The 18,512-nt window shown below is 68.5% G+C and carries 17 protein-coding genes, 1 pseudogene and 1 riboswitch; of the genes and pseudogenes, 9 read left to right on the top strand and 9 right to left on the bottom strand.

Annotated features, from left to right (window positions below; translation table 11 throughout):
* Nucleotides 1–270: 270 nt before the first annotated feature.
* Nucleotides 271–1,605, bottom strand: a complete 1,335-nt coding sequence (locus DDF67_RS14605) for a spinster family MFS transporter (protein ID WP_109101582.1) — start codon at nucleotides 1,603–1,605, stop codon at nucleotides 271–273.
* A gap of 94 nt (nucleotides 1,606–1,699) precedes the next feature.
* Here DDF67_RS14605 and DDF67_RS14600 point away from each other — a divergent pair, with 94 nt between their 5' ends.
* Nucleotides 1,700–2,317, top strand: coding sequence for a glutathione S-transferase family protein (locus DDF67_RS14600; protein ID WP_109101581.1), 618 nt, complete (start codon nucleotides 1,700–1,702; stop codon nucleotides 2,315–2,317).
* On the opposite strand, the gene DDF67_RS14595 is transcribed toward DDF67_RS14600, so the two are convergent.
* Complete coding sequence (locus DDF67_RS14595; protein WP_109101580.1) at nucleotides 2,314–2,964, bottom strand: glutathione S-transferase family protein; 651 nt, start codon at nucleotides 2,962–2,964, stop codon at nucleotides 2,314–2,316. The two genes, DDF67_RS14600 and DDF67_RS14595, sit on opposite strands and share 4 nt — an antisense overlap.
* Nucleotides 2,965–3,083: 119 nt before the next feature.
* Nucleotides 3,084–3,401 (bottom strand): heavy metal-binding domain-containing protein, encoded by a 318-nt coding sequence (locus DDF67_RS14590; protein ID WP_109101579.1) that lies wholly within the window; start codon nucleotides 3,399–3,401, stop codon nucleotides 3,084–3,086.
* Nucleotides 3,402–3,576: 175 nt separating this feature from the next.
* Between DDF67_RS14590 and DDF67_RS14585 the strand changes: the two genes are divergently transcribed.
* Both DDF67_RS14585 and DDF67_RS14580 read left to right on the top strand, forming a co-directional pair.
* Nucleotides 3,577–4,041, top strand: coding sequence for a DUF4112 domain-containing protein (locus tag DDF67_RS14585; protein ID WP_109101603.1), 465 nt, complete (start codon nucleotides 3,577–3,579; stop codon nucleotides 4,039–4,041).
* A 32-nt stretch (nucleotides 4,042–4,073) separates the two neighbouring features.
* On the top strand, nucleotides 4,074–4,544 hold the full coding sequence (locus DDF67_RS14580) for a DUF4112 domain-containing protein (RefSeq protein ID WP_109101578.1): 471 nt from the start codon (nucleotides 4,074–4,076) through the stop codon (nucleotides 4,542–4,544).
* Between the two features lie 4 nt (nucleotides 4,545–4,548).
* Here the strand turns inward: DDF67_RS14580 and DDF67_RS14575 are convergent, their stop codons facing one another.
* Genes DDF67_RS14575 through DDF67_RS14565 form a run of 3 tightly spaced genes read right to left on the bottom strand, consistent with a single transcriptional unit; the run spans nucleotide 4,549 to nucleotide 8,777 of the window.
* Nucleotides 4,549–5,127 carry a Uma2 family endonuclease gene (locus DDF67_RS14575; protein ID WP_109101577.1) on the bottom strand — a complete coding sequence of 193 codons (579 nt, stop codon included), beginning with the start codon at nucleotides 5,125–5,127 and terminating at the stop codon, nucleotides 4,549–4,551.
* A 47-nt stretch (nucleotides 5,128–5,174) separates the two neighbouring features.
* Nucleotides 5,175–7,331 carry a methylmalonyl-CoA mutase gene (gene scpA / locus DDF67_RS14570; RefSeq protein WP_109101576.1) on the bottom strand — a complete coding sequence of 719 codons (2,157 nt, stop codon included), beginning with the start codon at nucleotides 7,329–7,331 and terminating at the stop codon, nucleotides 5,175–5,177.
* A 3-nt stretch (nucleotides 7,332–7,334) separates the two neighbouring features.
* Nucleotides 7,335–8,777: a methylmalonyl-CoA mutase family protein gene (locus DDF67_RS14565; protein ID WP_109101602.1), complete on the bottom strand. Its 1,443-nt coding sequence runs from the start codon at nucleotides 8,775–8,777 to the stop codon at nucleotides 7,335–7,337.
* A 181-nt stretch (nucleotides 8,778–8,958) separates the two neighbouring features.
* Here DDF67_RS14565 and DDF67_RS14560 point away from each other — a divergent pair, with 181 nt between their 5' ends.
* The 6 genes and pseudogenes from DDF67_RS14560 (at nucleotide 8,959) to DDF67_RS14540 (ending at nucleotide 16,081) form a co-directional block, all read left to right on the top strand.
* The gene (locus DDF67_RS14560) at nucleotides 8,959–9,966 is read left to right on the top strand and encodes an NAD(P)H-dependent flavin oxidoreductase (RefSeq protein WP_109101575.1); all 1,008 of its coding nucleotides are present in this window, start codon (nucleotides 8,959–8,961) and stop codon (nucleotides 9,964–9,966) included.
* A 93-nt stretch (nucleotides 9,967–10,059) separates the two neighbouring features.
* Entirely contained in the window at nucleotides 10,060–10,797 is a 738-nt protein-coding gene (locus DDF67_RS14555) for a DUF2793 domain-containing protein (RefSeq protein ID WP_109101574.1), read from the top strand.
* Nucleotides 10,798–10,894: 97 nt separating this feature from the next.
* A riboswitch (yybP-ykoY riboswitch) is annotated at nucleotides 10,895–11,002 on the top strand.
* A gap of 90 nt (nucleotides 11,003–11,092) precedes the next feature.
* Nucleotides 11,093–11,668 (top strand): TMEM165/GDT1 family protein, encoded by a 576-nt coding sequence (locus DDF67_RS14550; protein ID WP_109101573.1) that lies wholly within the window; start codon nucleotides 11,093–11,095, stop codon nucleotides 11,666–11,668.
* Between the two features lie 73 nt (nucleotides 11,669–11,741).
* A complete protein-coding gene (locus DDF67_RS14545) occupies nucleotides 11,742–15,332 on the top strand; it encodes a hydantoinase B/oxoprolinase family protein (protein WP_109101601.1) in 3,591 nt (1,196 codons plus the stop codon).
* Nucleotides 15,333–15,345: 13 nt separating this feature from the next.
* Nucleotides 15,346–15,448, top strand: a pseudogene (locus DDF67_RS26405) (hypothetical protein); the annotation flags it as partial.
* 27 nt (nucleotides 15,449–15,475) lie between these two features.
* A complete protein-coding gene (locus DDF67_RS14540; protein ID WP_109101572.1) occupies nucleotides 15,476–16,081 on the top strand; it encodes a peptidylprolyl isomerase in 606 nt (201 codons plus the stop codon).
* A 178-nt stretch (nucleotides 16,082–16,259) separates the two neighbouring features.
* Here the strand turns inward: DDF67_RS14540 and DDF67_RS26265 are convergent, their stop codons facing one another.
* From DDF67_RS26265 to DDF67_RS14525, 3 genes are read right to left on the bottom strand one after another with little or no spacing between them, the layout of a single operon-like run.
* Entirely contained in the window at nucleotides 16,260–16,622 is a 363-nt protein-coding gene (locus DDF67_RS26265; protein ID WP_269845454.1) for a potassium channel family protein, read from the bottom strand.
* Nucleotides 16,623–16,647: 25 nt separating this feature from the next.
* Nucleotides 16,648–17,202, bottom strand: coding sequence for a hypothetical protein (locus DDF67_RS14530; RefSeq protein ID WP_109101570.1), 555 nt, complete (start codon nucleotides 17,200–17,202; stop codon nucleotides 16,648–16,650).
* On the bottom strand, nucleotides 17,199–17,942 hold the full coding sequence (locus DDF67_RS14525; protein WP_109101569.1) for a 2OG-Fe(II) oxygenase family protein: 744 nt from the start codon (nucleotides 17,940–17,942) through the stop codon (nucleotides 17,199–17,201). Before DDF67_RS14525 ends, DDF67_RS14530 begins: the two co-directional genes overlap by 4 nt.
* Nucleotides 17,943–18,512 lie beyond the last annotated feature (570 nt).

Here is an 18,512-nt window from a genome sequence, read left to right as displayed (position 1 = left end):
TCATCCGCTATGTCGGCCTGACAAAGGCCCGCGCCCAAGTCCTGATGGCCGCCATCGCCTTCAACCTGCGCCGCTGGACCGCACTCACCGCGACCTGAGCGGAGGCTTCCAGGGGCTCACTGCGTCTGCAGTCTGGAAAAAAGCCCCCTCCGCCCGGCCAAAGAGCCTCCAGAGCGGCTCATCAGCCCCTCGGCCGCCCGTCCGCCACCTCAATCTCGACGATCCGCCGTTTTAAGCAACACGCCCCCATAGGGGGAGGTTCCCCGCGCTTTACCCCACCATGTCCTCGCGAATGGTCTTTCGCGCCGCCCAGAACAGCGCGAACGCCACCAGGCCGAACATCGTCGAGACGATCAGCGCCCAGCGCACGCCCTGGGCCTCGCCCAGGCCCATCGGTCCGGCGAAGAGGTCGCTCAGCGCGCCCACGGCCACGGGGCCAAGGCCCAGGCCGATCAGATTGATCACGAACAGCAGCACGGCCGAGGCCGTGGCCCGCATCGACGGGTCGACGATGCTCTGGGCCGTGGCGTAGACCGGTCCGTACCACAGCGTTCCCAGCAGGATCGGAATGGTCAGGATGCCGATGGCGGCGGTCACCGAATCGAGGCTGACGGCGGCGATGTAGAAGGGCAAGGTGACCAGCGAGGCGATCGCCGGCACGGTGACGTAGGCCCGCAGGTCCTTGGCTCCCAGCTTGTCGGCCATCTGCCCGCCCAGCCAGGCGCCGATGACGCCGGCCGTACCGCCGATCAGGCCCAGGGCCAGGCCCAGGAACCCAGCCGACTTCAGCCCGAACTGCGCGGCCAGGGCGGCGACGTCGGCGCCGTGGTTGCGGAAGAAGTACGAGGCGATGAACGGCGCCTGGCCATAGCCGACGAAGGCCTTGATCGAGGCGGCGAAGGCCACCAGCCAGAAAGTCTTCTTGGTCATCAGCACCGCCAGGGCGGCGCCGAAGCTGACCTGATGGGCCGCGCGGTTGGCGAGGTCCGCGGCCAGCTGCCTGCGCGGCTCCACCAGGGTGAAGGCGGCGATGATCGCGAACAGCACGCCCGGCGCGCCAGCGACCATGAAGGCCGCGCGCCAGCCGTAGGCGTCGGCGATCAGCCCACCCATGGCCATGCCGGCCAGCGTGCCCAGCGGCGTGCCGATCGAATAGAAGGCGATGGCGCTGGCCCGCTTTTCCTTGGGAACATAGTCGGTGATCAGCGAGTGGGCCGGCGGGGTGCAGCCGGCCTCGCCGACGCCCACCCCGATGCGGGCGGCGATCAGCTGCCAGACGTTCTGGGCGAAGCCGCACAGCACGGTGAAGGCGCTCCAGGCCAGGATAGAGGCGGCGATGATCCGCGGCCGGTTCTTACGCTCGGCAAGCCGCGCGATCGGGATGCCCAGCACGGTGTAGAAGATCGCGAAGGCCAGGCCCGTCATCATGCCCAGCTGCCAGTCGGCCAGCCCCAGATCGCGCTTGATCGGCTCGGCCAGGATGTTGACCACCTGCCGGTCGAGGAAGTTCAGCGTGTAGATGATCAGCAGCACCCAAAGGGCATAGCGGCGATAGCCGCTCGACACGGGCGCGATCACCGGCGACGGGGTTGCCGTCTCCGCCATGGGCGTTCCTCCTCGAACAGTTGTTCTAATCGTTGAGGGGACTGTAGACGCGCGTTAAGCCGGAAGGCCAGTCCGCATAGAACAGGAGACCGTCATGGAACTCGTCATCGGCACCAAGAAGTGGTCGACCTGGTCGCTGCGACCCTGGCTCGTGCTCAAGCGCGTGGGCGCTCCGTTCAAGGAGATCGAGATCGAGCTGCGGCGCGGCGACGCCACCGAGGCCGACATCGCCAGGCACTCGCCCAGCAAGCTGGCGCCCGCCCTGAAGGACGGCGACCTGGTGGTCTGGGACTCGCTGGCGATCTGTGAATACCTGGCCGAGAAGTTCCCCGAGGCCAAGCTGTGGCCGGAGGAACCCGAACTGCGCGCCCTGGCCCGTTCGGCGGCGGCCGAGATGCATTCGGGCTTCTCGTCGCTGCGCGGCGAATGCCCCATGGACCTGGGCCTGATCAAGAAGGCCGACCTGTCGGAAGCCACCCAGAAGGACGTGCGCAAGATCACCGAGCGCTGGAATCAACTCCTGAAGCGTTCGGGCGGGCCGTTCCTGCTGGGCGAATGGTCGATCGCCGACGCCTTCTACACCCCGGTCGCCACCCGCTTCCGCACCTACGGCGTGCACCTGTCGGACTACGGCGACACCGGCGCGGCCGGCGCCTATTGCGAGCGCCTGCTGGAGACGCCGGAGTTCCTGGCCTGGGAGGCCGAGGCTTAGGCGACCGGGAAGAACCGCATGTAGGGCTCGGCCTCCTTCAGCGTGCGCGCATAGGAAGGCCGGGCCTTCAGCCGCCCCAGATAGGCGGCCGCGTTGGGCCGTTCGGGCGCTAGGGGCATGACCTTGTCGGCATAGAACATCGCCGGCGCGGCGGCGCAGTCGGCCATGCTGAAGGCCTCGCCGGCCGCCCAGGTGCGGCCTTCCATGTCGCGTTCGACGATGTCGAGGGCGGCAGCCAGATGGGCTTTCGCCTCGGCCAGGCCGTGAGGGTCCTTGGCGTTCGCCGGCCGGATCCGGTCGTTGACGATCTTCTGCATCGGGACTTGCACTGAAAGATCGAAGAACCGGTCCCTGGCCCGCACTTCCAGCGCTGCGTCCGGATCCTCGGGGATCAGCCGGACCGTGCCGGAATGATGGATCTGCAGATACTCGATCATGATCGAGCTCTCGGGGACGACCGCGCCACGGCTCGTGTCCTCCAGCACAGGCATCCGCGCCATCGGCCATAGGGCGCGGAACGCTTCCGCCGAGGCTGGGTCGCCAAAGTCGACCATGCGCTGCTCGAACGGCAGGCCGTACTCGTAGAGCGCCGTCAGCGCCTTGTGGCAGAACGACGAGAGCGGGTGGGCGTGCAGGATCAGCGCCATCGGTTTCCTTCCTGCGGCGGGGAAAAACCCCCCATCCGGCCTTCGGGTCGCCTCACCCAGAGGACCAGGATCTGGCGAGTCAAACAGATGCTCCCCCTTTGGGGGGACACGCCGCAGGCTTAGAGGACGACCGCCGTGCCGGAAACCGAAACCATCATCATCTGGCCGTTGGGGCCGACGGTGTTGTAGTCGAGATCGACCGCCAGGATGGCGTTGGCGCCGACCTTCTCGGCTTCCTTGGTCAGGTTCTTCAGGGCGTCTTCCCGGGCCCTGGCCAGGACGCGCTCGTAGGAGCTGGAGCGGCCGCCGATGAAGTCGCGGATCGAGGCCAGCAGGTCGAGTACGACATTGGCGCCCAGGATCGCCTGGGAATAGACCGCGCCCTTGTATTCCTTGACCGGACGGCCCTCGATGAACGGGGTGGTCGAGATCAGCATGGCTGCGGGTCCTTCGCTCGATGGCGCATAGTTAAGCATAAACGGGACGTACCGCGAGGGGCTCCCGCGCTGCTCGCATGGCGACAAGGCGAAGTTTCGCGCGTGGCGGGAAACCGGCTTCCGGCGAGCTCGGCCTTGAGGCAGATTGCCCGCGCTGAAGCTGGGGGGCTGGCCGTTGTTCTTCGCCAAATCGCATCTCGACCTGCACAATATCCGCGGCAGCGTCGAGCGCACGGTCAAGCTGTCCGACAACATCGTCGGCGTGGGGCCGGTGGGCATCGGCCTCGACGGCATCCTGGCCTGGTTCGGCGGGGCGGGGTCGCTCTACTCGCTGGGCGCGGGCGGGGTGCTTTTGTTCGACGGCGTGCGCGCCAGGGCCGCGCCGATGATCCTGATCCAGATGGCCGCCGTGCTGCTGATCGACGCCCTGCTGCCGCTGGGACCGCCCGGGCTCGGCGCGGTGGCCGACACCCTGTTTACGGGCCAGAAGTGGGCCGGCGGCATGTTGATCAAGCACATGGACGACACGATCTATTTCGAGGGATCGCGCAAGGAGGCCCAAGGCACGGCCGAGTACCGCGACCTGCTCGAGCGGATCCGGTCGGGCAAGGAAAAGCGCCGGGTGGTGTTCCTGGGCTGACAACCAAGCCTGCGGCGAGGCGTTGAGACAGCATGACCGACGAAGCCGTTCTGCAAGGCGAAGTGATCGACGCCAAAACCCTTGATGGGGGCCCCGCCGGCTATCGACAGCGGGCGCACAGGGCCTGGCGCAACGCCGAGACGATCAAGCGATTGTCGGACCGGCTGATCGGCGTCGGTCCTATCGGCATCGGCCTCGACGGCGTGCTGGCCTGGGTGCCGGGCGCCAACACCGCCTACAGCCTGGGCGCGGCGGCCGTGCTTGGGTATCACGCCTGGCAGGCCCGCGCGTCGCTGCCTACCGTGGCGCGGATGGCCGCCTACATGCTGTTCGACAGCTCTACCAGCGCCGTGCCCGTCGTCGGCTGGGCGGTCGACACCCTGTTTCCCGGACACCTGATGGCGGCCAAGGCCCTGCAGAAGGACATCGAAGCCCGCCATGGCGCGCCCGAGGGGATCGACCTCAAGCGCCGGAAGAAGAAGGCCAAGGCCGGCAGGCGCTGAAGGCTCAATCGTCGAGCGGCAGGCTCACGATGGCGATTTCCAGATGCGGGAAGGCTTTCGGCGCGATTGATCCCCGCATCCCAACCTCCTGCACGGCGCGATAGCCGCCCGCAGACGGTTCGCGATGGACGATGATCCGGCGGCCTGGCACGTCGACCACCCAGTATTCTCGGACGCCGCTCTGGGCATAGAGCTCGGCCTTGCGGCCCAGGTCGAAGGCCAGGCTGGAAACCGACACCTCGATCGCCAGCACGATATCAGAACCGCGCACCTCGCGATCGTGTAGGCGGCTCGGGAAGATCGCGAGATCGGGCTCGGGCGCCGTCTGGTCGTCGAGATGGGCGGGGGCGCCGGCGTTGACCTCCCACTCGCCTTCGGCGAGGCGGCGGGTGAAGAACTGGGTCAGCCAGCGCCGACAGCGGACGTGAGGCACGCTTTCCGGCGACACCGCGATCAGTTCCCCCTCGATCAGCTCCACGCGGGCGTCCTGCGCGAGGATGCCGGCCTCGACCATCCGCAGCACGTCGTCGTACGTGAAGCGATATGGCGCGACGGTTTCGGCAAGGCGGCCCGGAGCGTTCATGGGCGAAGCCTAGCATGGCGTTCGGGAAATTTCCCGAGCCCGATCGACTAAGCCGCCTCGCCCTGGGTGTAGCCCAGCTGCTTGTTCAGCTTCTCCAGCAGCTCGATCACCGCCTCGGCGATCACGGTGCCGGGAGGGAAGATCGCCGCGGCGCCGGCGTCGCGCAGGGCCTGGAAGTCCTGTGGCGGGATCACGCCGCCGACCACCATCATGATGTCGGCGCGGCCCTGCTTGCCCAGCTCCGCCTTCAGCTCGGGGGCCAGGGTCAGGTGGCCGGCCGCGAGCGACGAGGCACCGACGATATGGACGTCGTTCTCCACGGCCTGGCGGGCGGCCTCGGCGGGCGTCTGGAACAGCGGGCCGATGTCGACGTCGAAGCCGAGGTCGGCGAAGGCGGTGGCGATCACCTTCTGGCCGCGGTCGTGGCCGTCCTGGCCCATCTTGGCGACCAGGATGCGCGGGCGGCGGCCGTCGGCCTGGGCGAAGGCCTCGACCATGGCCTTGGCGCGGGCGGTGGTGGGATCGGAGCCGGCTTCCTTCATGTAGACGCCCTGGATCGACTTGATCTCGGCCCGGTGGCGGCCGAACACCCGCTCGAGCGCGTCGCTGATCTCGCCGACGGTGGCCTTGGCGCGGGCCGCGTCGACGGCCAGGGCCAGCAGGTTGCCGCTGCCGCGCGCGCCGTCCTCCAGCGCCTGCAGCGCGGCCTGCGTCGCGGCCGGATCGCGCTCGGCCTTCAGGCGGGCCAGCTTTTCGAGCTGCTGGTTGCGCACCGAGCTGTTGTCGACCTTCAGCATCGGGATGACGTCGGCCACCTCGGGCTTGTAGCGATTGACCCCCACGACGCTCTGGCGATTGGAGTCGATGCGGGCCTGGGTCTTGGCGGCGGCTTCCTCGATGCGCAGCTTGGGGATGCCCTGCTCGATGGCCTTGGCCATGCCGCCGGCGGCTTCGACCTCTTCGATGTGGGCGAGGGCCTTGACCGCCAGGTCGTGGGTCAGGCGCTCGACGTAGAAGCTGCCGCCCCACGGGTCGGCGACGCGGGTGGTGCCGCTTTCCATCTGCAGGAACAGCTGGGTGTTGCGGGCGATGCGGGCCGAAAAGTCGGTCGGCAGGGCCAGGGCCTCGTCCAGGGCGTTGGTGTGCAGGCTCTGGGTTTGGCCGTTGACGGCGGCCATCGCCTCTACGCACGTGCGCGAGACGTTGTTGAACACGTCCTGCGCCGCCAGCGACCAGCCCGAGGTCTGGCTGTGGGTGCGAAGGGACAGCGAGCGGTCGTCCTTGGGATCGAACTCGCGCTTCATCAGGCGGGCCCACAGCAGGCGGGCCGCGCGCATCTTGGCCACTTCCATGAAGTAGTTCATGCCGATGGCCCAGAAGAACGACAGGCGCGGCGCGAAGGCGTCGATGCTCATGCCGGCCGCCACGCCCGCTCGGGCGTATTCGATGCCGTCGGCCAGGGTGTAGGCCAGTTCCAGGTCGGCCGAGGCCCCGGCCTCCTGCATGTGGTAGCCGCTGATCGAGATCGAGTTGAACTTGGGCATGTTCGCCGAGGTGAAGGCGAAAATGTCCGAGATGATCCGCATCGAGGGCGCGGGCGGATAGATGTAGGTGTTCCGCACCATGAACTCTTTGAGGATATCGTTCTGGATCGTGCCCGAGAGCTTGTCGGGCGTGACGCCCTGCTCCTCGGCGGCGACGATGTAGAGCGCCAGGATCGGCAGCACCGCGCCGTTCATGGTCATCGACACGCTCATCTTGTCGAGCGGGATGCCGCTGAAAAGGGTGCGCATGTCGAGGATGGAGTCGATGGCCACGCCCGCCATGCCGACGTCGCCCTTCACCCGCTCGTGGTCTGAGTCATAGCCGCGGTGCGTGGCAAGGTCGAAGGCCACCGACAGGCCCATCTGACCGGCCGCGAGATTGCGGCGGTAGAAGGCGTTTGAGTCCTCGGCCGTGGAGAAGCCGGCGTACTGGCGTACCGTCCACGGATTGGTGACGTACATGGTCGGGTAGGGGCCGCGCACGAACGGTGCGACGCCGGGGCGGCCGTCGGTGAAGTCGAGGCCCGCCGCATCCTGCGCGGTGAAGGCAGGGGCGACGTCGACGCCCTCGGGCGTGCTCCAGGCCTTGCCGGCCGCGGGCGCGGCCGTGGGTTCGGGCGCCTCGAAGGAGACTTCTGCGAAGTTCGGGAACTTGCTCATGGCTCAGGCTCCCTCGAAGGCGGCGGCGAAGCGGATGGGGGTGAGGGCCGGGCACCGGCTGTCCGGGCCTGGCAAGCGCGGGTCGGGGCCGTCGACCGCGAAGGCGGACGCGTCGGGCGTCTCGACGTCGGGCGCCTTGTCCTCGGCGTTGGGGAAGGCGGTGACCCCCAGGATCTTGCGGCTCTTGTCGGCGAAGGACGCCTCTTGTCCCTCACGGGTCTCGGCGACCATGTCGGCGATCAGGCCGCTTTCCAGCGCCTTGACGATCCCGCCGTCGGCCTCGATGGCCTGGAAGCAGCCCCAGGCGGCGCGGGCCAGCTGGTCGGTCAGGGTGTCGAGGTACCAGGCGCCGCCGGCCGGATCGGCGACGCGGCCCAGGTGGCTTTCCTCCATCAGGACGAGCTGGGTGTTGCGGGCCTGGCGGCGGGCGAAGGCCGTCGGCAGGCCGATGGCGTCGGTGAAGTTTCCGAGGATGACCGTGTCGGCCCCGCCCACCGCGCCCGCGAAGCCGGCGGCGGTCAGGCGCAGCAGGTTGGTCCAGGCGTCGGCCTTGGCCAGCATCCGCTGCGAGGAGCGGGCTTCGATGCGGGCGGGAAGCTCAACGCCGCAGGCGCGGGTCAATTGCGCCCACAGCGAGCGGACGGCGCGCACCTTGGCCACGCCGGTGAAGTATTCGCCGTCCAGGCTGACGCCCAGCACGATGCGAGACCAGGCCTCGTCCATCGACAGGCCCGAGCGGACCAGGGCCTTGGCGTAGGCGAGCGCGCTGGCGGCCATCACCGCCAGTTCCTCGGCGTTGGAGCCGCCGGCCTCGTGCGCGGCGCGGCCGGTGGCCAGGAACAGGGTTGCCGTGGCGTAGATCTCGGCCAGCCTTGCGCCGACCGTGGCCGCGCTGAACACGTGGCTCTCGATCGGGCCGGGGCTGACGCCGGCCTGCATCCAAGCCGTCAGCGGATCCATGTGGAAGGCGAGCGGCGCGTTGGGCGCGGCCTTGGCCAGGGCGCCCAGCCAGTCGGCGGCCTTGGGACCGAGGAATCCGGCGTCCAGCGCCACGGGCGCCAGATCCAGCAGCACGCCGTCGAGCACGCGGGCCAGGTCCTCGCGCGAACCGACCGCGACGCCGTTTCCGCCTTGCGGATGCAGCGCCAACAACACCGAGGCCGCGCCGTTCTCCAGGTCCTTCAGGATCTCGGCGTTGGCGTGCCGAGGATCGGGGTGGGCGATGCGCGTGCGCAGGTCCCAGGGGCGGTCGAGGTCGCGCGGGCGCAGGTCGCGGGTCACGGCCACGGCGTCGCTGGCGGTGTAGAGCGGGCGGATGGCTATGCCGTCCGGCGTGGCGCGCACCAGGGTCTCGTCGAAATCGGCCCCTTTGAGGGTCTTTTCGACCAGTTTCAACCACTTGGCCTGCGCCAAGGCTTCGTCGGGCGGGCCGAAGTCGTCGGCCAGTTGGGCGGGCGCCTCGCTCACGACGGGGTTCTCCTGCGGTGCGGCATTCCTGTATTTTGACGCAGTTGCGCGCCTGCCGCCACGGAGGTCAAGCGCTTGCAAGTCCCATGAACAGGCGTTTAAGCTAACGCTGTTAACATGCGCGGCGCCTGACGTCGCGGAACGAGGAGACCCCCGTCCCATGGCTCTGCCGCCCATCCTGCGTGACCGTCTGCGCCTGCCGGTGATCGCCTCGCCGCTGTTCATCATCAGCAATCCGGATCTCGTGATCGCCGAGTGCAAGGCCGGCATCGTCGGCTCGTTCCCGTCGCTGAACGCCCGCCCGCTGTCGCAGCTTGACGAGTGGCTGGCCCGCATCACAGAGGAACTGGCCGCCTGGGACAAGGCCCACCCGGACATGCCCTCGGCTCCGTTCGCGGTGAACCAGATCGTCCACAAGACCAACAACCGGCTCGAGCAGGACATCGAGCTGTGCGTGAAATACAAGGTGCCCGTGGTGATCACCTCGCTGGGTGCACGCGAGGACCTGAACCAGGCGATCCACTCGTACGGCGGCATCACCCTGCACGACGTCATCAACGACCGCTTCGCCCGCAAGGCCATCGAGAAGGGGGCCGACGGCCTGATTCCGGTGGCGGCAGGGGCCGGCGGCCACGCGGGGGCGATCTCGCCCTTCGCCCTGGTGCAGGAGATCCGCACCTGGTTCGACGGGCCTGTGGCCCTGTCGGGCGCCATCGCCAGCGGTCGTTCGGTCCTGGCGGCCCAGGCCATGGGCGCGGACCTGGCCTATATCGGCTCGGCCTTCATCGCGACCGAGGAGGCCAATGCGCCGGAGGCCTACAAGCGGACGATCACCGAGGCCAACGCCAGCGACATCGTCTATTCGAACCTCTTCACCGGCGTGCACGGCAACTATCTGCGCCAGTCGATCGTCGCCGCCGGCCTAGACCCCGACAACCTGCCGCAAAGCGATCCGTCGAAGATGAGCTTCGGCTCGGGCGGCAACCAGGACGCCAAGGCCTGGCGAGACATCTGGGGTTCGGGCCAGGGCATCGGCGCCATCACCGAAGTGCTGCCGGTCGCCGAACGCATCGCGCGCCTGGCGGAGGAATATGAGGACGCGAAGGCCGAACTGGCGGCCAAGACCGCGCTGACGGCCGGCAATCGCCTGGCTTTCGCCGCCGAGTAGGACGGGGATCGAGCCGGGGACGAAGGCGGCTTCGTCCCCGGCGACTCCGGCGAGGCGATCCTGAGCGGGTTCGAAACCCGCCAGGAGCGCGCCATGTCCGACGCCGCCACGCCCCGTCTTTCGCTGCCCTATGTGGCTGCGGGGCAAGCCCAGAAGCACGTCACCGTCAACGAAGGCCTCGCCAGGCTCGACGGCCTCGTCCAGCCCTGCGTGATCAGCCGCACGATCGCGATCCAGCCCGCCAATCCCGCCGACGGCGCCCTGTGGATCCGTCCCGCCGCGGCGACCGGGGGCGACTGGGCGTCCGCGCCTGCCCAACGCCTGATGCGCTTCGAAGCCGGCGCCTGGGAGTCCATCGCGCCCGCCGCCGGCTTCACCGCCTGGATCGTCGACGAGGGCCAGATGGCGGTGTTCACCGGCTCGGCCTGGGTCGCGCTGTCGTCCACCTTCACCAGCTTGACCGCCGCGCGCTCGCCGTTCGGGGCCAATGTTCGCATCGAGATCGTCGAGGTCGAGGCGAGCCTGACCGGCGCGTCGGTCGTCACCGCCGCCGTGATTCCCGCCCGCGCCATCGTGCTGGGCGTCTCGACCCGCACCAGCGCCGCGGTCACCGGCGCGATTTCCTACAGCTGCGGCGTCGCCGGCGAGACGGGCAAGTTCGGAAGCTCGCTGGGCGTGGCGCTGAACGCCAGCAACATCGGCGTGGTGGGACCGACGGCGTATTACGCCGATACGCCCGTGGTGCTCACCGCGGCTGGCGGCTCGTTCGTTTCCGGCAAGGTGCGGGTGGCGATCCAACTGCTGCGGTTCGAGGCTCCGGCGGCGGTTTAGGGGACTGTCGGCCGACGGCCTTGCTCTCCGACTGCCGACCATCCCTCAACTTGCGAATGGCTCTCTGCTTGATCCGAGGGGCCAGCCCGGCTACACGCCCCCATCCCTTGGGGAGTAGCCGCCCGCGCCTATCAGCGGGGCCCGCCGTCAACATACTTGATCCTCGGATCATGGCGCGGGCGAGGAAAGCACCGACAGCTTTCCTGGCGAGACCAATGGCGTCGTTTTCCGTCCGGGCTGGGCGGGGAAACGGTCGCTGTTGTCTTGTCTGCGCTCGGCCCCGCAACGGTGTTTCATGGAATCCCTGCTCGTCTCGACCCTGGTCGTGGCCATTGCCGAAATCGGCGACAAGACCCAGCTTCTGGCCATCATCCTGGCCACGCGGTTCAAGAAGCCGATCCCGATCATCCTGGGCATCCTGGTCGCCACGCTGCTGAACCACGCCCTGGCGGCGCTGGCCGGTTCGCTGGTCGCCCAGTACCTGCAGGGCGCCTGGTTCCAGTGGCTGGTCGCCATCTCGTTCATCGCCATGGCCGCGTGGGCGCTGATCCCCGACAAGGCCGACGACGAGGACGGCGGCGCGGTGGGCCGCTACGGCGTGTTCGCCACCACGGCCATCGCCTTCTTCCTGGTCGAGATGGGCGACAAGACCCAGATCGCCACGGTGGCCCTGGGCGCGCAGTTCCATAACGTCACCCTGGTGGCCGCCGGCACCACCCTGGGCATGATGCTGGCCAATGTGCCGGCCGTGTACCTGGGCGAGGCCGCCACGAAGATCGTGCCGCTGAAGTACGTGCGCATCGGCGCGGCGCTGATCTTCCTTGGCTTGGGCCTGTGGGGGATCGCGAGCCTGCTGGGCCTCTTCGGGTAATGACGTAGGCGGGGGCGGGAGCTATTCACGGGTCGAACGATCCGGAGTTTCCCGCCTCATGACCCAAGACACGCTGTCCGCGACCGGCTGGGAATTCTGGATCGATCGCGGCGGCACCTTCACCGATATCGTCGCCCGCCGCCCCGATGGGCGGCTGATTACCCACAAACTGCTGTCGGAAAATCCCGAGCAGTACGAGGACGCCGCCGTCGCAGGCGTGCGCGCCCTGCTCGAACAGGGCGGCGGCGGGGCGGTCGACGCCGTGAAGATGGGCACCACGGTGGCCACCAACGCCCTGCTCGAACGCAAGGGCGAGCCGACCCTTCTGGCGATCACCAAGGGTCACGCCGACGCCCTGCGCATCGGCCAGCAGGCTCGGCCCAGGCTGTTCGACCGCAACATCGTAAAGCCCGAAGCCCTCTACACCCGCGTCGTCGAGATCGACGAGCGGATCGGCGTCGACGGCGAGGTGGTGCGGCCGCTGGACGAAGCCGCCGCCGGCGAAGGCCTGCAGGCCGCCTTCGACGCCGGCTTCCGCGCCGTGGCCATCGTGCTGCTGCACGGCTTCCGCTTCACCGACCACGAGGCGCGGGTCGCGGCCATCGCCCGCGAGGTCGGCTTCACCCAGGTCTCGGTCAGCCACGAGGTCAGCCCGCTGATGAAGCTGGTCGGTCGGGGCGACACGGCGGTGGTCGACGCCTACCTGTCGCCGATCCTGCGCCGCTATGTCGACCAGGTGGCCTCGCGGCTGGGGGCGGAGACGCGGCTCTTCTTCATGCAGTCGAACGGCGGCCTGACCGACGCTCGGGCCTTCCGGGGCAAGGACGCCATCCTGTCGGGCCCGGCGGGCGGCGTGGTGGGCATGGCCAGGACGGCGGCCGAAGCCGGCTTTTCCCGCGTCATCGGCTTCGACATGGGCGGCACCTCGACCGACGTCTGCCATTATGCCGGCGAGTACGAGCGGGCTTACGAGACGGTGGTGGCCGGCGTGCGGATGCGCGCGCCCATGATGAACATCCACACTGTTGCGGCCGGCGGCGGCTCGATCTGCAGCTTCGACGGCGCGCGCCTGCGGGTAGGACCGGCCTCGGCTGGGGCCAATCCCGGACCGGCCTGCTATCGCCGCGGCGGACCGCTGACGGTGACCGACTGCAACGTCATGCTGGGCAAGCTGCAGCCCGAGTTCTTCCCGCACGTCTTCGGGCCGAACGCCGACCAGCCGCTGGACCGTGACGTGGTCATCGAGCGCTTCGAGGCCTTGGCGGTGGAGATCGCGGCGGCGACCGGTCGCGCCATGACCCCGGCCGAGATCGCCGAGGGCTTCCTGACCATCGCCGTCGAGAACATGGCGAAAGCCGTGCGCCAGATCTCGATCCAGCGGGGATACGACGTCACCCGCTACGTGCTGGCCTGCTTCGGCGGGGCGGGCGGGCAGCATGCCTGCCTGGTGGCCGACGCGCTGGGCATGAAGACGGTGATGATCCACCCGTTCGCGGGCGTGCTCAGCGCCTATGGCATGGGGCTGGCGGACCTGCGGCTGCTGCGCGAGGCCACGGTCGAGCAGCGCCTGGACGAGGCCGCCGCGACGCTGCCGGCCCGCGCCGCCGCCCTGGCGGCCGAAGCCGAAGCCGCCCTGCGCACCCAGGACGCGCCGCTGGTGACGGTCGAGACGGAAGCGGCGCTGCTGGTCAAGTATGCCGGCACGGACACGCCGCTGCGGGTTTCGCTGACTGATGCAGTGGGCGTCCAGGCGGCGTTCGAGGCGCTGCATCAACGCCGTTTCGGCTTCGTCTCGCCGGCGACGCCGCTTGTGGTCGAGACGCTCAGCGTCGAGGCCGTCGGCCACGCTGACGCTGGTCGACGCGCGGATTTTCAATCCGCTGCTCTAGATGGCGCTAAGGCTCTGGCGACCGTGGAGGCCCGGATGGCTGGGGTGGCTCACGCCGCTCCGGTCTTCGATCGCGAGCAACTGGCCGTTGGGTCCGAGGTGCAAGGTCCCGCCATCATCCGCGAGAGCACAGGCACGACTATCGTCGAGCCGGGCTGGCGGGCCAAGGTCGATGCGCACCTGAATCTGATCCTCGACCGTGTCGAGGCCCTGGCCCCCCGCCGGGCGGCCGGGACGGAAGCCGATCCCGTCATGCTGGAGGTGTTCAACAACCTCTTCATGGCCGTGGCCGAGGAGATGGGTTTCGCCCTGCAGAACACCGCCTATTCGGTGAACATCAAGGAGCGGCTCGACTTCTCCTGCGCGCTGTTCGACCGCGACGGCAATCTGATCGCCAATGCCCCGCACATGCCCGTCCACCTGGGCTCGATGGGCGACAGCGTACGGGCCATCCGTGACGGCCGCGGCAATGACGGCCGGGGCATGAAGCCCGGCGACGTCTACATGCTGAACGCACCTTATGCCGGCGGCACCCACCTGCCGGACGTGACGGTGATCATGCCGGTGTTCGATGCGAACCAGGCCTTGCTGTTCTATGTCGCCGCGCGCGGCCATCAGGGCGACATCGGCGGGATCACCCCGGGGTCGATGCCGCCGGGCAGCAGGACGGTCGAGGAGGAGGGGGTCCTCATCGAGAACTTCCTGCTGGTCGAAGGCGGCCGGTTCCTCGAAGCCGAGACCCGGGCGCTGCTGGCCTCGGGCAAGTGGCCGGCGCGAAATCCCGACCAGAACATCGGCGACCTCAAGGCCCAGGTGGCGGCTTGCGCGCGCGGCGCCGAAAGCCTGACCGGCCTCGTCGCCGAGTTCGGCCAGGACGTGGTCGAGGCCTATATGGCCCACGTGCAGGACAACGCCGAGGAGGCAGTGCGCCGCGTGCTGGCCAGGCTGTCGGACGGCGCGTTCGCCTACGAGCTCGACGACGGCAGCGTGGTGAAGGTCGCCGTCACCGTCGACCAGGCCGCCCGCACCGCGCGCGTGGACTTCACCGGCACCAGCGACCAGGTCCCCACCAATTTCAACGCTCCGGCCTCGATCTGTCGTGCGGCGGCGCTGTACGTCTTCCGCACCCTGGTGGACGACGAGATCCCGATGAACGACGGCTGCCTGCGGCCGGTCGAACTGGTCATTCCCGAGGGCTCGATGCTCAAGCCCCGCTATCCGGCGGCGGTGGTGGCCGGCAATGTCGAGACCAGCCAGGTGGTGGTCGACGCCCTCTACGGAGCGCTCGGCGTCATGGCCGCGGCGCAGGGCACGATGAACAACTTCACCTTCGGCGACGAACGGCGACAGTATTACGAGACCATCTGCGGCGGGGCGGGCGCAGGGCCGGACTTCGACGGCGCCGACGCCGTCCAGACCCACATGACCAACAGCCGCCTGACCGATCCGGAGGTGCTGGAGACGCGCTATCCGGTGCGGGTCGAGGCCTTCCAGGTCCGGCGTGGTTCGGGCGGGGCCGGTGAGCATCGCGGCGGCGACGGGGTGGTGCGCACCATCGGCTTCCGCGAGCCGATGACGGTCACCCTGCTTTCCAACCGCCGCCGCGTGCCGCCGTTCGGCCTGCATGGCGGGGGCAGCGGGGCGCTGGGCCGGGCGCGGATCGAGCGGGCCGACGGGACCGTCCAGACCCTGGCGGCCACCGACGAGGCGCAGGTCGCCGCCGGCGACCGCGTGGTCATCGAGACGCCGGGCGGCGGCGGCTGGGGAAAGGGCTGAGCTGTGAAACCCCGTCCTTCGACAGGCTCAGGATGAGGTTTCTAACGACGACCTCGCTTTTTACAGCTCGCACCGCTTGCCTTGGCCCTCATCCTGAGCTTGTCGAAGGACGAGGATCACGCACCGCAGACCAGGATTTCAACATGACCGATATCGCTCGCCGCACCCTGATCGGCGCCGCCGGCCTCGTCGTCGCGACGCCGGGTCTCGCCCTGGCCGCCGGCAAGCCGCGCGTGGCGATCCAAACCAGCGCTGGTGCGATCATCGTCGAGCTGGAGGACAAGAAGGCTCCGGTCACTTCGGCGAACTTCCTGCGTTATGTGGACGGCAAGAAGTATGACGGAGGAACCTTCTATCGGGCCTCGCGGACCAAGGGCGTGAAGGGCGCGGGCTCGATCCAGGGCGCGCCGCCGGCCCGGGCTCGCCGTTTCGCGCCGATCGCCCACGAGAGCACGACCAAGACCGGCATCCGTCACAAGCCCGGCGTGATCTCGATGGCCCGCAACGCGCCGGGCACCGCCACGTGCGACTTCTTCATCTGCGCCAGCGCCATGCCCTATCTTGACGCCCATCCAGGGGCGAAAGGTGACAACCTGGGCTTCGCGGCTTTCGGCACAGTGGTCGAGGGCCTGCCGATCGTGAAGAAGATCCTGGCCATGCCCACGGGCGGCCCGGCCTATACCGAGGCGATGAAGGACGAGATGCTGAAGGCGCCGGTCCAGATCATCAGCATGAAGCGGGTTGGGTAGGGGCGAGAGGCGAGGCTCTATCGAGCAAACCCGCTTCTGCCTCCCTCGCCCTCGTGGCGAGGACCCATGTTGGCCGCAAGCTCAAACCCTGGCCGTCCTGCAAAGGCCTGAGCGGTTGAACGATGGGTGCTGGGCGCAAGGCCCAGGAAGGCGGCTGGGGCATGTCTGTAGTCGCGCCCTAATCCCGCCGCCCAAGTTCCGTCAGCCTCGCTTCCAGCCGGGTCAGGCTCGCCTTGATCTCTTCCTGTTCGGCGTGGCTGAACTCGTTGGCGTCCTTGATGCAGCGCGAGCAGATGGTGCCGATCAGCAGCGGCAGGATCAGCAGCAGCGTGACGTGCATCAGCACCACGGCGACGGCCCGGCCGCCCACCGTCGCCGGATACATGTCGCCATAGCCCACTGTGGTGGCGGTGACGCAGGCCCACCAGATCGAGTCCAGATAGGGCTTGCCCTCAAACAGGGCATAGGCGCCGGCGGCGACCAGAAGGATGGCGACGTAGATCGCGAGCAGCTCGCGGACCGTGTCGAAGTACTTCATCATAGCCAGCGCTCCTGATCTGGATGTCTCAAGGGCCGACGACGCGGCGGGCTCGGATGGCGATCTGGCCATCGATGTTCATCAGGTAGCTGCCGACGGCGGCCTTGCGAATCTCGACCTTCGAGCCCGGCTTGGGCGGCGATGGCAGGTCGCGGTCGTCGGCCTGGCGCCAGACCGCCCCGTCGGCCAGGATGAGGGTCCAGCGGCCGTCCGAGCCGCGCACGGCCTTGGTCACCTCGCCGGCGATGCGGTCGACCTGCTCGGGCTTGTCGTCGCGATCGAAGATCGACAGGGCCGAGAGGTCCAGCCCGAAGGCCTGGCGACGCGCGGCCTGGGCCTGCTGGCGGTCGACGATGATGACGTCGCCCTTCTTTTCGGCGGTGGTGATGGAGTCGACGGCCGCGTCGTAGCAGGCCAGCCGCTTGTCCCCCTCGACGATCGCGCGGCAGTCGAGCAGGGCCTTCAGGGCCGGGGCGACGTCGCGAACGACAGGGGCCGCGGCCTGGGCGGCGGCGACGGCCACGGCGCATACCAGGCCAGAGGCGACAAGGGCGCGCGCCGATCGGCGGGAAAGACTGATCATCGCGGCGCTCCTTGGGGCTCGTTGATCAACCAGCCGGTGACCGACAGGCGCTTGGCGGCGGCGTAGGCGGCGACCGGCGCCACCGAGTGCGGACGGGGCACCTTGAACAGGGTCAGCACATTGAAGCCAGGCAGGAAGCCGCGCTCGATCTGGCCGTCGGCGTCGTGGAACAGCAACTGGCCGCCCCAGTCCGGACGCCAGCCCCGGGTGAAGCCCAGGGTGAAGGCGGCCAGGCGCGTGTCGCGGCCATGCTTGTCGTCGTGCAGGGTAAGGAAATCGCCCGGGCGGTAGTTCGACGCCTGGACGCGGACGCCGGCCACGTGCGGCTCGCCGATCACCCCGCCCCCGAAGTCGAGGAAGGCTCTGCTCTGCATCAGCTCGGTCAGGGCGTGGATCGGTGGGGCCGGGTCGCGGGCGTACTCGTCCTGCAGGGGATAGGACAGGTGGATGAACGAGAAGCCGCGCGAGGCGCGCTTCAGCGCGCTCTGCAGGAACTGGCGGACGGCTGTGTCACCGAACTTGCGGATCGCCTCGTTGGTGATGACCAGGGTCTCGTTGCTTTCGTCCGGCGCGACGATCGCCCAGGACGAAACGCCTTCAAGAAGGTCGCCAGCGGCGTCGGCGTCGACCGGCCGCAGGAAAACGGGGATCTGCACCACGCCCTCGCGGGCGAAGGTCTCGGCGAAGGCGGCCGGATCCAGGTCCGCACGGAGGCGGAAGGCGGGTTTGTCGGCCGTCATCGGGCGGCGTTGTTCACGGCGAATCTCCCCCGTCGCGCGCTCGGCGCCGGTGGGTTCTAGCTAACAGATCGGTGTTCGCCGGTTCAATCGCCCCGGGCGCGCCCCGACGGCGAGGCGCCGAAAAAGCGGGCGCCGCGTCGCGCCGCCGTGTCGCGGATTGCGGCGATCGGCGACGCTACATTACCGAATTGCAACGTTATCCGGTGGCGCGGCTTGTGTCTAAAATCGGTGAACACTAGTTTTCGTATACCGTCGCCAACGCAACGTCGCGGGCGAAATTCACTGGCACAGCTAGAATAAATTGCCGGAAGTGCTTGAGCGAGCTTGGCTGTCGCTATTTTCGATTATCGATATGAATTGTTTCTGCTTCAGCAACAATTTGAAGACTAATTCCACCATAATGGGCGAAAAAACAGCAATATGTGGCGCGTTTGGGGCGAAGTGCGTCCCTTTTGTTACAGTGTGAACCAAATGCAATGTTGCTGGCCTGGGCAAGATTGACCCTGGTTCGGCAAACGACGTTCATGGCGCAGACCCGCTTCGAGCCCGACGCGGGGGGGCACAAGAAGC

It is taken from the genome of Caulobacter endophyticus, assembly GCF_003116815.1.
GTDB lineage: Bacteria > Pseudomonadota > Alphaproteobacteria > Caulobacterales > Caulobacteraceae > Caulobacter > Caulobacter endophyticus.
Note: the sequence above shows the minus strand (reverse complement) of the source record. Positions and strands in the feature narration are given on the sequence as shown.